This window comes from Vibrio sp. 1069 (assembly GCF_033340555.1).
Window position 1 is genome coordinate 1 of sequence record NZ_JAWOWP010000603.1, and the last position, 602, is coordinate 602.

Consider the following 602-nt stretch of genomic DNA (forward strand, 5'->3'; position numbering starts at 1 on the left):
ATCCACAACACCGATCGTCAGGATGTCTTTATCTTTTAGTTGCTCAGCATTCCATTTGTCTGTCAAAAGCACCTGAATACCTGGGTACCCAGAATCACGTCCTAACGACCCCATGACGTTTAAGAAGGTCTGCAACACTTCTTTTGGAGCTCTCTCTGGAACAACAATCGCAGTTTCTGACAAATCGGCCATGCGAGTGTAAGGAAAACCAGAAGTAGCAAAAGCGCGCATATTTGGCATTTCGATGTAGTGAGGGAAACCACTAAAATCAACCGTAGAGTCACCATCAATGACCGCGTATTGCTTACTTGGTTGCGTCACCTGACATTGCCCATCGGTCACCGACGCAAAGCCAAACTCAAACTCGATTTGGTTTTTACTGCCAACTTTAAAGGCCGGAATACGAACAAGCGCATCAACACTCAGAATACTGTCATCTAATAGAGGAACACGCACACGGTTAGACTCACCACCTTGGCCTTTTGTGGTTAAGGTAAACGCCTCAATGAACTGGTCATTGATGCTCAAAGTCAGGCGAGAACCAGAATGATCCGCAGCAGGTGGCGAATACCGATAGTTAAGATCCATCGGTATACCACGGC

1 protein-coding gene is annotated in these 602 nt (G+C 46.5%); it reads right to left on the bottom strand.

Annotated features, from left to right (window positions below):
• The coding region (locus R7040_RS28005; protein WP_318097823.1) for a cellulose biosynthesis cyclic di-GMP-binding regulatory protein BcsB at positions 1–602 on the bottom strand (602 nt) is incomplete at both ends.